Source organism: Brevibacillus sp. NSP2.1 (assembly GCF_000470975.2).
Taxonomy (GTDB): Bacteria; Bacillota; Bacilli; order Brevibacillales; family Brevibacillaceae; genus Brevibacillus; species Brevibacillus agri.
Genome location: NZ_CP048274.1, coordinates 459,507 through 473,250, shown reverse-complemented (window position 1 = coordinate 473,250; position 13,744 = coordinate 459,507). Strand labels below are relative to the sequence as shown.

Genomic DNA, 13,744 nt, shown 5'->3' with positions numbered 1-13,744 from the left:
AAAAAGAGCAGCCGCCTTGTCCTCTTTCGGAAAAAAGCGCGGTCACGGCACCTGCTGATTATTTGAACGTAAAAAGAAATGGAGGAATTTGTGTCATGCAATGGCGTTCGTGGGATTTGAACTTAAAGGTGCGTCTTTTTGGCGAACTGATTACCCATACTTTTTTCTGGATGTACTTTCCGTTTATGGCGCTTTACTTCAGCGATACGTTCGGCAAGGACGTAGCCGGGCTGCTCCTGATGGTGCCGCCGCTGCTCGGCATGCTGTTCAATCTGTTCGGGGGCTATTTGGCTGACCGGGTAGGGCGGCGATTTACGATGCTGCTCTCGCTCTGTACGTCGACGGCGATGTTTGCCCTGTTTGCTTTCTCCCCATCGCCGTGGATTGACTATATCGCGTTTATCGGGATCGGGATTGGCGGGGCGCTTTACTGGCCTGCCAGCTCTGCCATGGTCGCCGACCTGACGACGGAGGAAGACCGCCGGATCGTCTTCGCCACGTTTTACACCGCGATGAACATCGGGGTCGTGGCTGGCCCTGTTCTCGGCTCGTTCTTTTTCGTCCACTACCGCTCAGAGCTGTTGCTCGTCTGTACAATCATCGAGTTTTTGTTTGCGCTCGCCCTCTTTTTCCTGATAAAAGAGACGCTGCCCGATCACATTCGCCAGGAAAAGGCCAAGGAACGTTTTTCCCTGACCCAGCAATTCAAAAGCTACGCGATTATTTTCCGCGACAAGGCTTTCGCCCTCTACATCGTCGCGGGCATCCTGATCGCTTTCGCCTTCATGCAGCTCGATATGTACATGGCTTTGTACATCAAAGAGCACGTCTTTGACCAGACGCTGCTGTCCTGGGGCGACTGGAAGCTGTCTGTGGGGGGCACGAGCGCATTCGGCTGGCTGATGGGACTAAACGGCCTGCTCGTCGTCCTGTTCACCCTGCCTGTCACGCGCTGGTTTGAAAGCTGGAACGACCGCAACAGCCTCGTGATTTCGTCTGTCCTGTACGGATTCGGCATGTTTTTCATGGCCTTTACCACAAATATTTGGCTGCTGTTCGCCTGTATGGGCGTACTGACCTTGGGCGAGCTGATCCGCACGCCGGTCGCGCAAAGCTTCATCAGCAAATACTCGCCAGAAGACGCGCGCGGGCAGTATATGGGGGCTTCTTCGCTGCAGTTTTCCATCGGACGCTTCATTGCCCCGCTGACGATCGGGCTGTCCCAATGGCTCTCTCCGCTGGGAGTGTTCAGCGTGATTCTCGGGATTACCTTGCTCAGCGCCTATCTGTATATCGTCTTGTTCCGCATGATCCCGGCCAAACAGGCAGACTAGGCACAGGTCAGGGACGAGTGGCAGCCTGTACGTAATAAAAGGTGCTTGCAACGAAGGTCATGGCGGCACTTTTCTGCGCTGAAAAGCTTGTGGAAGAAGCAAATTGCCTTGTCCGGTGTCCCTGTTTTCGGAAAAAAATGCTCCAACGGCCAAGACTACTATCACCCGTGTCCGCGGCTCGTTTCGATGCGAGCGGCGATCTTGCGCGATCTGGTAGCGATCCGTGGGCAGACGCTCGGAAAAATGCCGTCTTCTCCCGTGTAGCGAACAGCGCTGCTGCTGCAAGCAAGCTTGAAGGGGCCTGACTCTGTCCGATGCTACACGAGCGAAGTCCGCCCTGACCTCTACTCCGCCCACGCACCAAAAAAGAGCCTGTCTCCCACCACACGCGGGGAAACAGACTCTTTTTTTCACGCCCTAAGGCAGCTCGGTCGCCTCAAAATATTCTTCCCGGTCAAAACGTCCGCGCATCCATTTGTACGTATCGTCGTAAATGGCGCGCATGACCGGGTCCTTGCTGTTCGCCGACTCGATCAGCGTCTTGGAGCCGTAGTAGTAAGCGTGGATGTTGTTTTTGTCCATCCCCAGCTTGTGGGCAGCTACGAGCTGGTTGTAGTAAGTCTGGTAGAACTTCGGATCGCGGTACATCCGCTCGTCCCCTTCGATCTCTACGCCCATCCCGTACTTGCTGACGACGTCCAGCACGCCTTCGATCCGGTCGAGCTGCACAGGCTTGTCGCTGTAGTAGTTAGGCTGCAGGAACGCGTAATCGAAGGACAACGACTTCCACTCGGCCACGCCCGGCGCCCCGTAGTAAGGAATCCAGTAAAAACGCAGCGCTTCGTTATGCACCATGCTGGCCATGTCGCGAATGAGGGTGCGCTCTTTCGGGGCGCTGTCCTCGATCAGCTCGTGGAACCAGTAGATGCCTTCCAGCTTCAGATAGGCGTACCCTTCCTTGTTCCAGCGCTTTTGCAGCTCCTGGAAGTACCATTCCAGCGCCGCCTTGCGGTTCAGGTAAGCCTGTTCCTCCCCGATTCCCGCAGGATTGAACGACAAGGACGGCTTGTTGTCCACAATCTGGCCGAAGTTGGTTTGAGCAGCGTTTGGATACGGCAAGGCCAGCACGACATTTTCCTGGGTCGGCGTCGTGTACAGCGTGCCGCGCAGGCGATTGTACTCCCGCATCGCCTGGTTCAACGCATCGAGCTGCTTGCCAGTACCGAACAAGTCATTCATGTAGCCGCGCCAGCCGTCTTTGGTGACAGGCATGTTCTGGTACGGCAGGAAAAGGATCGTGTCGAACATCTGGTCGCGCATGTAGCCGTCCGCAGTGCGATAGCCGACCATCGGCAGAAAATCTTCCTTCGTCCACGTTCCGCGCTCTCCATACGCTCCCGAGTAAGCGAGCAGCATGTTTTCCACGCGGCGCGTCGCTTTTTGGTCCTGCGTCGCTTTCGCCGGGCTTGGCGGCGGCAAGAGGACAGCTCCGCCTTGCCAGTCGCTCTCGTTTTTCGCCCAGACCTCCAATTGGCGGGCAAAAGCAAACACCTTCACCGGGAACGATACCCGGACGTAACGCGTTTGTACATCAGGCAGCGTGACGGCGAGCGTGCGCACGACCACCTGATTCTCGCTAGCAGGAACGTCGTGGACAGCGCGTCCGGCGTACGACCACGCTTTACCGTCGCGGGACACTTCGACTTCCATGTATTCCGGCAGCGTGATCCCGGACGTTTTTTGCTGCTTGAACGTCAACGCGACCCGCTCCAGCGGCTTTGCTTCGTTGAGCGAAACCGTCACCTTGCGGCCGAACTGACGGTTGTACCCGGTCCATTCCTCGGAAGGCGTGACCAGTCCGCCTACAGGGCCTGGATACTGCTTTTCCACCTGCTGGAAATACGAGTCCGGCGGTCCAAAAGTAGCGACCGAGGTGAAGCTGCCCGGAGCGATGTTGACCAGCTCGTCCTGCTCGGCAGGCTCGACCGCTTCTTTCTCTTCTGCTGGTTGCTGCGCATCGTCGGCAGCCGTTGCCGGGTCAGTTTCCGTTTTCTCGCTCTCTGTCGCTGGCTTGCTCTCGCCAGCTTGCGGTCTATCGGCAGGAGCAGTGACAGTCGGGGCGGTTGTGCCAGTTGAGCCAGACTCTCCCGCCTCTGCGACAGGCGGTTTGCCAGCGTCCTTGATCTCCACCGGGACCGTCACGGTTTTATAGCCCACTGTTACGGTCAAGTTTCCTTTTCCCGGAGTCGGGCCTGCGACGAAGGTTCCGTCTGCCAACACCGTACCCAGCTCAGGGCGATCAAAGGCGAAGATCGGGGTAAAAGGCAGCTCGTCCCCTTTGGCGCTTTTTACCGCCAGCCGCTCGCTCGTACCTGCAAGCACGCTCAGACGCGGCGTGTCTACCGTAAAATCCACCTGCTCCGCCTGCTGGTAGCGGGCATCGAGCACGCGCTCCGCGATGACTGCCGCCTCCGCGCGGGTCACGGTTCCGCCCGGGTTGAATTTGCCAGCCGCGCCCTGCATCCAGCGCTGGTTGGTCACTTCCTCGACCGCCGCTTTGGCGTAGTCGGCGATTTCCGCTTCGTCGCTGTAGGCGACCGTACTTTGTGCCGGCGCTTTTGTGACGCCGCTCGCCTTCATCAAGCGAGACAGGATGACGGCCAGCTCCTGCCGGGTAAGCGGATCGGAGCCGCCGAGTGTCTGATTGCCTCTGCCAGTCATCACGCCAAGGTCGGCGAGTCCGTAAACAAACGGAGCATACGGGCTTTCCTTCGGCACGTCGGCAAACACAGCCTGTTCAATCTGGCTCGGCTGCAAGCCCACTACCTTTGTCAGCAGCACCGCGATATCCTGGCGCGACATGGTGTTTTGCGGATTGAAGCGGCCATCGCCCTGACCGCTGATGAGGTGCAGCCCGGCCAGCCGATTGACGGCGTTACGTGCATAGCTGTTCCCCAAATCGGTAAATTCCACAGTCTCCTGCGCTGCTTTTCCGGTCTCTGCCTTCTGCTGTGGCTCATTTGCCGCATACGATGGCGGAGCCACCTGAACCAGCAAGGCAGACAGCGCCAGACAGGCAGTAAGCATCTTGCTCCCAAATGTTCTCTTTCTCATTGCAAACTTCTCCTCCAATATGCCCCTCTGCTGCGTTTATTCGGTCGGGGAAACCATGGGCTGACGAGGCGGCTTGGGGCCGAAAAACTGATAGTAGTCCACCTTGATGTTGCCGTTGTAGAGCTTGCGCTTCTTGCTCGCCGTCCGCCCGAAATGCTCCTCAAACTGCTCGTCCGAAGTGATGATGTAAAAAGACCACGTGTCCATGGCAGCAAACGTTTTCCCCATTTCGCCGTACAGCCTGCTGACCTGCTTCCACTCGCCCAGGCGCTCCCCGTACGGCGGATTGCAAATCAGATAGCCGTACTTGCGCTTGGTCCGCACATCGCGCACGTCCATGCGCTGGAAATGAATCAGCTCGTCCACGCCCGCTTCGGCGGCATTGCGGCGCGCGACTTTGAGGATTTCGTCATCCAGGTCAGTTCCGATAATCTCCAGCTTCTGGTCGTAGCGGGCCAAATCGTGCGTCTCGGCGCGCGCCTCTCTCCAGGCTGTCTTCGGAATGACGGGCCACGCTTCGGACACAAATTCCCGGTTCATTCCCGGTGCGATGTTTTGTCCGATCAGCGCTGCCTCAATCGGAATCGTGCCGGAGCCGCAAAACGGGTCCATGAAGACGCGATCCGGTTTCCAGCGGGACAGCAAAATCATCGCCGCCGCCATCGTTTCCTTCAATGGGGCCGTACCGATCAGCTCGCGGTAGCCGCGCTTGTGCAGCCCCGGTCCCGAAGTGTCAATCGTCAGCGTCGCCACATCCTTGAGCAGCGCTACCTCGATTTTGTACAGCGGCCCTTTTTCCTCAAACCAGTCGCGCTTGTACGTTTTTTTCAGACTCTCCACCACCGCTTTTTTCACGATGGCCTGGCAGTCCGGCACGCTGAACAAGGTGGATTTGACCGATTTTCCTTCGACCGGAAACGCGGCGTCTTCCGTAATCCAATCGGCCCAAGGCAGGGCCTTTGTCTGTTCAAACAGCTCGTCAAACGTCGTCGCTTTGAATTCCCCTATCTTTAGACGCACGCGGTCGGCCGTTCGTAACCACAAATTTGTGCGAGGAATCGCAGAAATATCGGCGGAGAACGTCACTTTGCCGTTTTCCACCTGAACCGGGCCGTAGCCGAGCGCTTTTACTTCCTCCGCCACCACCGATTCCAATCCAAAAGTCGCCGTAGCGATCAATTCTACTTTTTGCATATGTAATCTCCTGTCCGTCCAAATTGCTTCGGGGCTTACCCTTATACTATATTACCCGATTTACGAATGGGGTTGGTAATCTTGTGCAAAAACAATACCAAAAGACCCGCCACCAAAAAGAGAACGGGTCTGGCATGCTGACTGCCCATACTGGGAATCCTATGAAAATACATTCACTTCCAGGAAGGGGAGAATCGCCAATGCCGGAATTGCCAGAGATGGAAACGTATCGCGGGCTGCTTCATCAGCAAATCTGCGGCGCTGCCATTACCGCTGCCACTGTCCAGCGGGAAAAGACGATTAACGTACCCCCGGCGCAGTTTGTTCAGACTGTACAGGGCAACCGCCTGACGCTCATCGAACGGCGCGCGAAGCACCTTTTGTTTCATTTGCAGAGCGGGCACGTCCTGCTGCTGCACCTCATGCTGGGCGGCTTCCTCTACTTGGGCACAGCGGAAGACAAGCTGGCGCGAACAGCCCAGGTGACGCTGTCCTTTGGCGAGCGCATCCTTTATTTTCACGGGCTGCGCCTTGGCTATTTGCACCTTTTGACCCCCGACCAGATCGACGAGAGGATGGCCTCGCTCGGCCCCGAGCCGCTGGAGCCGGGCTTTACGCTCGATCGTTTTCTTGAGCTGCTCGCAGAAAAACGCGGCGTGCTGAAAACAACCTTGGTCGACCAGCATTGGATCGCAGGCATCGGCAACTGCTACTCCGACGAAATCTGCTTTCACGCGGGAATTTTGCCGACGCGGCGCATTCCCGAGCTGACTGCCGGGGAGCGAGCGAGACTGTACCATTCCATGCAGACGGTGCTTACGGAAGCGATCCGCTTCGGCGGCTACATGGACCAGCCGCTGTATCGCGGCGACCGCTTGACGGGTGGATTCGACGAGCGCTGCCAAGTGTACGACCGGGGTGGAGAGCCTTGCCCGCGCTGCGGACAGCCGATTGAAAAAGGCGAGCTTTCGTCCCGCAAAGTATTTGCCTGCACCAACTGCCAGCATTGAAGGGGCAAATTGCCCGGTCACTGCCCGACTTGTTCTGCCGCCTTCATCTGTTTGACCATGTACACCTGCTCGGTTTCCGACGGTCCGAAGCCCGCTGCCTCAAGCGCATCGAGCAGCAGCCCTTCCGTTGCCCGCAAATTGAATGTGGCCCTGCGGCAATCCCGCTCATACGGGGCAAACACATGGGCAAGGGCGACGTTCAAAATGCCGAGGGCATCTTCATGGTCCGGCTGTGCCACGCATTGCCGCAAAACGACGGCGTTCACCTGTCCGGCTTCATTGACCATCGTTTTGTACATCGCATACCCGACTGCCTGTCCGCGACGGTCCTCCACCACCAGCGCCTGTGCGTCGCGCAAGCTCTGCCACTGGTTTTGCCAGGCCACATCCCCCGCGTAAAACGGCAGAGCCGCCACTTCCTGGGCCAGCACGCCTCTGATCCGGTAGTCAGACTGGGTCGGCGCGTGAAAAGCGTGCTCTGGCAGCGGACCGCTTCGTTGCCAGAACAAGAGGCGGTCTACCACTTCGTAGCCTTTTTGCTCGTACAAGGCAATCGCTTTGCTGTTTTGGCTCATCGCTTCCAGAGTGGCAACCTCCACGCCCGCTTCTTGGTACAGCGCAAGCGTAGCGTCAATCAATTGACGGCCCACTCCTTGCCTGCGGTATTCGGTGGCGACACCTGTCCCCCCGTTCCACGCGACTTTTTGGCCGCCAATCGTCCGCAGTCCGCTTGCGACAAGTCCAATCGGCTCGGTTCCGTCAAAAGCGACGACAGACAACGACAGTGCATAGCCCTCGCTGCCCAGGCGCTGCACCAGCATTTCCTCCGTCATGACGATCGGAATAAAATAGCCTTCAAATCCTCTGTTCCACGCTTTCGTCACTTCAGCAAACGTACAGTCACTCATCCGCTTGATGGTAATCATCCCATCACCTTCCATTCTTTTCGATAAAATTATTTTAATTGAAAAGGTCTAAAAATTCAATCTTTTCTGTTCGGCCATTTGCTTTCTTTGTCACGCCTGCTTTTCGCGTGGTAAGATAGAAAAAATCACGTACCCGGGAGGTTCCTATGCGCAAACAGCTCACCGTAGGCTCTCTTATCGCCGGACGCTCTCCCGTGCAGACGCCAGCCCCTACTCCTGTGTCCGGTAACATGCCGGAGACAACCGGGCGAGCTGGCAGCTTTTCCAGACTTCAGACCAAGCCCCAGACTACCATCAAGCGCAAACAGGTGACGGTCAAGCAGCACGACCAAACGATTTCGGTTGAACAGGCCCCCTGTCAGACGCTGCTGCAAGCCGCACTGGCACAGGGGCAGCCGCTTTCCTACAAATGCCGGCAGGGCTATTGCGGGAAGTGCCGTGTCCTGGTCGTATCAGGCACCTCTCTGCTCGATGCCCCGACCAAGCAGGAATCGGAAAAGCTGGACCAAAAGCTTGCCTCCGGCTATCGCCTCGCTTGTCAAAGCACTTTTCGCTCTACGATATTGGATTAAAAGGTGGCAGCAGCATGAAACCAACACGCATCCTACTTTTCGCAGGAGGGAAGCTGGGTGACTGGGCCATCCGCCACATTCGCCCAGACGACTGGCTCGTCGGCGTCGACCGGGGCGCAATGTTCCTCGTTCGCCACGGCTTCGCGCCACGCCTGTCGATTGGCGATTTCGACTCTGTCACAGCCGAAGAAATGGCGGAAATCGAGCGCCACAGCCTACACGTCTCTTCATGCGACCCCGTGATGAAGGATTTGACCGATACCGAAATGGCGCTCGCCTGGGCGATTCAGCAAAAGCCCGCGGAAATTGTGCTGCTCGGTGTGCTTGGCTCGCGCTTCGATCATACGCTCGCCAACGTCCAACTGCTGCACAAAGCATTGCAGGCGAAAGCTTCCTGCCGCATTGTCGATGAGCGAAATGAAATTCGCCTGGTCGACAGCCATTGCCGCATCGAGCAGGACCATTTTGCCCACGTCTCCCTGCTGCCTTTGACGGCGGAAGTCAGCGGCATTACTTTGCGCGGCTTCATGTATCCGCTGGAAAACGCCACGCTGCGCATCGGCGACACGCTCGGCATCAGCAACGTGCTCACGGAACAGACAGGAACGATTGACGTCGCTACAGGCCAACTGCTCGTCATCAAAAGCAAGGATTGAGCCGCACAGGAAAAAAAGGATCTGCGCCGTTACAACCAAACGGTGCAGATCCTTTTTTGCGACTATTCTTCTTCGACGTGCAGCGGCAGTTGCCAATCGATCTCTTCCATTCCTTGCGAGCGCAAAAACGCATTCGCTCGGGAAAACGGGCGGCTGCCGAAAAAGCCGCGATTGGCCGAGAACGGGCTTGGATGAGGCGAAGCGATGATGCAATGTCTCGTTTTATCAATAAAAGCGGCCTTCTCCTGCGCATGCCTTCCCCACAGGATGAACACAAGCGGCTTCTCGCGCTCGTTCAACAGATGGATAATCTGATCGGTAAACTGCTCCCAGCCGATGCCCTTGTGCGAATTAGGATTGCCTGCCCGCACGGTAAGCACGGCATTCAGCATCATGACGCCCTGCTTTGCCCAGTGGCTCAAGTAACCGTGCTCGGGAATGGTGCAATTCAGATCGCTTTGCAGCTCCTTGTAAATGTTGACGAGCGACGGCGGCGGCTTGATGCCCGGCCTGACGGAAAAGCTCAGACCATGTGCCTGTCCCGGACCGTGGTACGGGTCCTGTCCCAAAATGACTACTTTGGCCTGCTCGTAGCTCGTCAGGTGGAGCGCGGTAAAAATATGATACATGTCCGGGTAAATCGTTCGCGTCTGGTACTCTTCCTTCAAAATCTGGCGGAGCTTCAAATAGTACGGCTTCTCAAATTCCCCCGCCAATATCGGCGCCCAGTCGTTTTGCAATATTGCCATTTTCCTCACCTTGTCCGCTATTCTTTCTATTACCTTACCACAGACTGGCGAATCTCTGAACCATCGTTTCGTCCTGCCCCCACCCGGGACCTGGCTCTGCCAGTCCTATCTTTCCCCCCGTTCTTAGTCTATGTTTCCTATTACCCTCGTTTGATAGCTTTTCTCCCATGATCTTTGACATAATGTTTTCTGGGAAGATTTAGACAAAGGGAGAGGTTTTTCGACATGAAATGGGACTTGAAATCATTTTTTGGGGGAATTATTGTCGGTTCAGCACTCTTTTCGGGAATCGCCATTGCGGCTCCGAACTATCCGGATGTGGCAGGAGACACAAAAACGCCGTTTACCTACTACTTTGAAGGCGTGCCAAAGTCGCCAAACAGCGATGTCCAGGGCATCATGTACAAAAACTCCGTGTACGTGCCAATCCGCTTCGTAGCAGAAAACCTGAACAAGCCAGTCATTTACGATGCCAAAACCAAGTCGATTTTCATCGGCAAGCTGCCGGTTGCGAAAATGTATTCGAAAATGGAAGCAGTCGAGCTGGTCAAAAAGAAATACGCCGCCAGCCTCACTCCTACACACGTAGTCGAATATGACCACGATGACGAAAAAGGACACTACGTCATTCAGGTGTACCAAACGGTCGTGAACAACTTCCAGTCCGGAGACAGCTACACCAGCACATACGGCTGGTTCGTGGTCAACCCGAACACAGGAGAAGTGAAGTCTTTGCTGTAAGCAGCACTTATTCCTATATACCCAAGAGGACAGCGGCATTTAGGGGAGCCGCTGTCCTCTTTTACTTCCAGTAACTGGACAACTTCCGATTGACTTCGAGAATCCATCTCCCTACGATGAGAAAAGACAACATTCAATAGGGGAAGGGTGTTTTTGCTCATGATGGTCGAAATCAAGACGATCGTTGTTCAGGAAGGGTACGCCGATGCAATCGTAAAAGGCTTCGGAGAGCCAGGCGTGGTGGAAGAAGCTCCGGGCTTTGTAGATTTGAGCATTTTCGAGCAAAAGCCGCGCAAAGGCGAAGAAGAAGTGGTCGTCATGATCCGCTGGGAATCGAAAGAAGCGTGGAAGCAGTGGGAGCTGAGCGAGCCTCATCTCGAAGGCCACCGCAAAGCGCGGGAACAAAAACGGCCAGAGTACATCATCAGCTCCAAAAGCGGTCATTATGAGCTGAAAGCAAGCAAACACCCTCGCCAACCGCAAGTCTAGCTTTTGCCTGATCGCACAAAACCAGCCCTGTTTCGCGGCGCAGTTCAAGCCCGTTCGAAACAGCGGCTGGTTTTTTACAATTCAAGGCCGTACTTTTCCATTTTCCGATACAACGTAGAGAGGCTGATTTGCAGCTCGCTGGCGATTGCCGCCTTGTCCTTGCTATGCCTTTCGTCCGCCAGATGCTTTTGCAAAATGGCGCGCTCGTAATCAGCCAGCAACTGCTCCAGCCCCGCTCCCGCCTTTTCAGCGTCCACCGTCTCCTCGCCTGTGAGCAAGTACTCCGGCAACTCCGCATCGCCAATCGTCGGCCCCTCTGCCATGTTGACCATGTATTCCACGGCATTTTCCAACTGGCGGATGTTTCCCGGCCAATCGTACGCGACAAGCCGCCTGGCAAGTCCGGCGTCCAGTTCCAGCCTGCCTTTTTGCAAAATCGTCCCGTACCGATACAAAAAATGCTGCAAGTAAAGCGGGATGTCCTCGCGCCGTTCGCGCAGCGGCTTCAGGCGAAGCGGAATGACGTTCAGCCGGTAGTACAAATCTTCGCGGAACGTCCCCTCTCTGACCATGCTCTCCAAATCTTTGTGCGTAGCCGCAATGACCCGGACGTCCACCTCCAGCGTCTTGACGCCGCCGACCCGGTCGACCGTTTTTTCCTGGAGGACGCGCAGCAGCTTCGGCTGCAACGACAACGGGATATCGCCTACTTCATCGAGAAAAATCGTGCCTTTGTGCGCCAACTCGAATTTGCCCGGCTTGCCTTCGCGCCGCGAGCCTGTGAACGCCCCGCCTTCGTAGCCGAACAGCTCGCTTTCCAGCAACGTCTCGGGAATCGCCGCGCAGTTGATGGCGACAAACGGCTGTCTGGCTCGCTGGCTCTCGCTGTGGATCGCCTTTGCCAGCAACTCTTTCCCCGTTCCGCTCTCCCCTCTGAGCAACACCGTAGAGATGCTGTTTGCCACTTTTTTCGCCTTGGCGATCACATCGCGCAACCCCGTATCAGCGCCGATGAGCTGGGCGAAGTACACCGGGCTGACCGCTGCCTGGGGCATTTCCTCCTGAATGTTGCAGCCCTTTTCCCGCTCCGCGTCCAGTTCCAGCAGCTTGTGCTCGATCAGTGCGCTCGTATGCTGCAAAAAAGGCATCCATTTTTCCGAATGGTGCAGCATCTTTTCCTTTTGCTCGGGGGAAAACCCGATAATGCCGATCACGCCGACCGTCTTTTCCCGCTTGTGTACCGGAAAACCGATTGTCGCCAGCTCCCGGCATTGCGGCAAAAACTTGCAGTTCATACACTGCGAGTCGTTCTTTTTCATGTCAAAAATCATGCCCGGCTGTCCGGTCTGCAAAATCATCCGGAAAAACGATCCTTCCGGCGCAGGCAAGCCAATCAGATCCGAATAGTAGCCCGTGCCGCTCACCCGTATCCCCTGCTCGTCGAGGATCGTGACATCCAGCCCGAGCACTTTGGCGATATTGTCTGCGTATGATTGAATGAACTCCTCTATCCGGGAAAATTCGGTCATGAGCGGCCCTCCTGCCAAGTTGCGTTCCTTACCCTCTGCCCGCAGCATCCGCCGCAGGCACGCGGGAAAGCGCCTGCTTTAGATCAGCAATAATGTCGCGCGCATCCTCCAACCCGGTAGACAGGCGAATCAAACCGTCCGTGATGTTGAAGGCAAGACGGTCCGCAACGGGAACAGAAGCATGCGTCATCGAGGCGGGATGCTGGACAAGCGTTTCGGGATCTCCTAAGCTAAACGATATCATAGCCAGACGCAGCGCGTTAATGAAAGATTTGGCCGCGTCGTACCCTCCCTTGACCTCAAACGAGACGATTCCGCCCATTCCCGCCATCTGGCGTTGCGCCAGCTCGTGTTGCGGATGAGACGCAAGGCCGGGGTAGTAGACGCGGGAAATCGCCGGGTGCTGCGCCAAATATTCCGCGACAACCTGGGCGTTGTGGCAATGCTGGCGAACGCGCAAGCCGAGCGTCTTCAAGCCGCGCAAAATAAGAAAAGCATCCCAGGCGTTCAAGTTTTGTCCCAGGTCGCCCATAATGTGTTTGCGCATGAACTGAATCTGCTCTTGTTTCCCGACGATAAACCCGGCAATGACGTCCCCGTGTCCGTTCAAATATTTGGTCGCGCTGTGCACGACGACGTCAGCGCCCAATTCCAGCGGCCGCTGCAAGTACGGGGTCATGAACGTATTGTCCACGATCACGACAATCCCCCGCGCGTGGGCCAGACGGGACAGCGCGGCGATATCCAGCACGGTCAGGCACGGATTGGATGGCGTTTCGATGTAGAGCACGCGGGTATTCAGGCGCAGCGAACGCTCTACCGCCTGCAAATCGGTGCAATCGACGAAATCGGCGGCGATCCCGTAGCGCGGGGCCATCGTCGTCAGAAATTTGTAGCTCCCGCCGTAAACGTCCCGTGTACACACCACATGGTCGCCCTGCTGCAAAAAAGCGAGCAGCGCCCCGGAAATGGCCGCCATGCCGCTCGATACGCCCAAAGCGGCCTCGCCGTTTTCCAACGCGGCGATTTTTTGCTCCAGCGTCTCAATCGTCGGGTTGCCGTACCGACCGTAGTACGTCCCTGCCCGCTCTCCGGCCACGCAGGCAGCAGCGGAATCCGCGTCCGGAAACGCGTAGGCTACCGCAGGCACGACAGCAGCCGCGACCGCCCCAGTCTTTCGGCAAGGCTCCTGAGCAGTGTGAATAATCGCGGTGTCCAGCTTCCAGTCGTTTGTCTTCATCATCGTCTCTCCTTTTTCGCGATCCTCTCCATCATCCTTTGGCGAATGGTAGTAGCAAGGAGCGTGCCAACGAAAAAAGCGCATCAAACCGCCCTTTTCCGCTGCTCACGGCGGGGTGTTTTCGCATTTTCGCAAAAAAAGTTTGGCCTCGAACGAGAAAAAGCCGTCAGATACACTAACGGCTTTTTGC

At 56.5% G+C, this 13,744-nt stretch carries 13 protein-coding genes; 7 read left to right on the top strand and 6 right to left on the bottom strand.

Translation table 11 applies throughout. The features are described from left to right. Positions 1-95 precede the first annotated feature (95 nt). Together M655_RS02330 and M655_RS02325 are read left to right on the top strand one after the other, a co-directional pair. Positions 96-1,334 carry an MDR family MFS transporter gene (locus tag M655_RS02330; RefSeq protein WP_005830290.1) on the top strand — a complete coding sequence of 413 codons (1,239 nt, stop codon included), beginning with the start codon at positions 96-98 and terminating at the stop codon, positions 1,332-1,334. Positions 1,335-1,379: 45 nt separating this feature from the next. Beyond that, on the top strand, positions 1,380-1,598 hold the full coding sequence (locus tag M655_RS02325; protein ID WP_129552168.1) for a hypothetical protein: 219 nt from the start codon (positions 1,380-1,382) through the stop codon (positions 1,596-1,598). A gap of 153 nt (positions 1,599-1,751) precedes the next feature. On the opposite strand, the gene M655_RS02320 is transcribed toward M655_RS02325, so the two are convergent. Both M655_RS02320 and M655_RS02315 read right to left on the bottom strand, forming a co-directional pair. Next, positions 1,752-4,448, bottom strand: coding sequence for a DUF4855 domain-containing protein (locus tag M655_RS02320; protein ID WP_026557580.1), 2,697 nt, complete (start codon positions 4,446-4,448; stop codon positions 1,752-1,754). 36 nt (positions 4,449-4,484) lie between these two features. Further along, positions 4,485-5,642, bottom strand: coding sequence for a THUMP domain-containing class I SAM-dependent RNA methyltransferase (locus M655_RS02315; protein ID WP_026557581.1), 1,158 nt, complete (start codon positions 5,640-5,642; stop codon positions 4,485-4,487). A gap of 200 nt (positions 5,643-5,842) precedes the next feature. On the opposite strand from M655_RS02315, the gene M655_RS02310 reads away from it, so the two are divergent. After that, positions 5,843-6,652 carry an Fpg/Nei family DNA glycosylase gene (locus M655_RS02310; RefSeq protein ID WP_005830296.1) on the top strand — a complete coding sequence of 270 codons (810 nt, stop codon included), beginning with the start codon at positions 5,843-5,845 and terminating at the stop codon, positions 6,650-6,652. Positions 6,653-6,669: 17 nt separating this feature from the next. Here the strand turns inward: M655_RS02310 and M655_RS02305 are convergent, their stop codons facing one another. Beyond that, on the bottom strand, positions 6,670-7,578 hold the full coding sequence (locus M655_RS02305) for a GNAT family N-acetyltransferase (protein ID WP_005830297.1): 909 nt from the start codon (positions 7,576-7,578) through the stop codon (positions 6,670-6,672). A 146-nt stretch (positions 7,579-7,724) separates the two neighbouring features. Here M655_RS02305 and M655_RS02300 point away from each other — a divergent pair, with 146 nt between their 5' ends. Continuing rightward, positions 7,725-8,150, top strand: coding sequence for a 2Fe-2S iron-sulfur cluster-binding protein (locus M655_RS02300; protein WP_025843677.1), 426 nt, complete (start codon positions 7,725-7,727; stop codon positions 8,148-8,150). Between the two features lie 14 nt (positions 8,151-8,164). After that, complete coding sequence (locus tag M655_RS02295; protein ID WP_025843678.1) at positions 8,165-8,806, top strand: thiamine diphosphokinase; 642 nt, start codon at positions 8,165-8,167, stop codon at positions 8,804-8,806. A gap of 62 nt (positions 8,807-8,868) precedes the next feature. Here the strand turns inward: M655_RS02295 and M655_RS02290 are convergent, their stop codons facing one another. Beyond that, on the bottom strand, positions 8,869-9,555 hold the full coding sequence (locus tag M655_RS02290) for a uracil-DNA glycosylase (RefSeq protein WP_007777264.1): 687 nt from the start codon (positions 9,553-9,555) through the stop codon (positions 8,869-8,871). A gap of 225 nt (positions 9,556-9,780) precedes the next feature. Between M655_RS02290 and M655_RS02285 the strand changes: the two genes are divergently transcribed. Together M655_RS02285 and M655_RS02280 are read left to right on the top strand one after the other, a co-directional pair. Next, a complete protein-coding gene (locus M655_RS02285) occupies positions 9,781-10,296 on the top strand; it encodes a stalk domain-containing protein (RefSeq protein WP_007777268.1) in 516 nt (171 codons plus the stop codon). 159 nt (positions 10,297-10,455) lie between these two features. Next, positions 10,456-10,785, top strand: coding sequence for an antibiotic biosynthesis monooxygenase family protein (locus M655_RS02280; protein ID WP_026557582.1), 330 nt, complete (start codon positions 10,456-10,458; stop codon positions 10,783-10,785). 74 nt (positions 10,786-10,859) lie between these two features. On the opposite strand, the gene M655_RS02275 is transcribed toward M655_RS02280, so the two are convergent. Next, a complete protein-coding gene (locus M655_RS02275) occupies positions 10,860-12,314 on the bottom strand; it encodes a sigma-54 interaction domain-containing protein (RefSeq protein WP_005830307.1) in 1,455 nt (484 codons plus the stop codon). Positions 12,315-12,342: 28 nt separating this feature from the next. Then, complete coding sequence (locus M655_RS02270) at positions 12,343-13,554, bottom strand: trans-sulfuration enzyme family protein (protein WP_025843679.1); 1,212 nt, start codon at positions 13,552-13,554, stop codon at positions 12,343-12,345. Between the last annotated feature and the right edge of the window lie 190 nt (positions 13,555-13,744).

Excerpts from the sequence above, each read along its gene's own strand:
- M655_RS02330 (WP_005830290.1), top strand. The coding sequence starts at position 96 with ATGCAATGGCGTTCGTGGGATTTGAACTTAAAGGTGCGTCTTTTTGGC.
- M655_RS02320 (WP_026557580.1), bottom strand. The coding sequence starts at position 4,448 with ATGAGAAAGAGAACATTTGGGAGCAAGATGCTTACTGCCTGTCTGGCG.
- M655_RS02315 (WP_026557581.1), bottom strand. The coding sequence starts at position 5,642 with ATGCAAAAAGTAGAATTGATCGCTACGGCGACTTTTGGATTGGAATCG.
- M655_RS02310 (WP_005830296.1), top strand. The coding sequence starts at position 5,843 with ATGCCGGAATTGCCAGAGATGGAAACGTATCGCGGGCTGCTTCATCAG.
- M655_RS02305 (WP_005830297.1), bottom strand. The coding sequence starts at position 7,578 with ATGATTACCATCAAGCGGATGAGTGACTGTACGTTTGCTGAAGTGACG.
- M655_RS02300 (WP_025843677.1), top strand. The coding sequence starts at position 7,725 with ATGCGCAAACAGCTCACCGTAGGCTCTCTTATCGCCGGACGCTCTCCC.
- M655_RS02295 (WP_025843678.1), top strand. The coding sequence starts at position 8,165 with ATGAAACCAACACGCATCCTACTTTTCGCAGGAGGGAAGCTGGGTGAC.
- M655_RS02290 (WP_007777264.1), bottom strand. The coding sequence starts at position 9,555 with ATGGCAATATTGCAAAACGACTGGGCGCCGATATTGGCGGGGGAATTT.
- M655_RS02285 (WP_007777268.1), top strand. The coding sequence starts at position 9,781 with ATGAAATGGGACTTGAAATCATTTTTTGGGGGAATTATTGTCGGTTCA.
- M655_RS02280 (WP_026557582.1), top strand. The coding sequence starts at position 10,456 with ATGATGGTCGAAATCAAGACGATCGTTGTTCAGGAAGGGTACGCCGAT.
- M655_RS02275 (WP_005830307.1), bottom strand. The coding sequence starts at position 12,314 with ATGACCGAATTTTCCCGGATAGAGGAGTTCATTCAATCATACGCAGAC.
- M655_RS02270 (WP_025843679.1), bottom strand. The coding sequence starts at position 13,554 with ATGAAGACAAACGACTGGAAGCTGGACACCGCGATTATTCACACTGCT.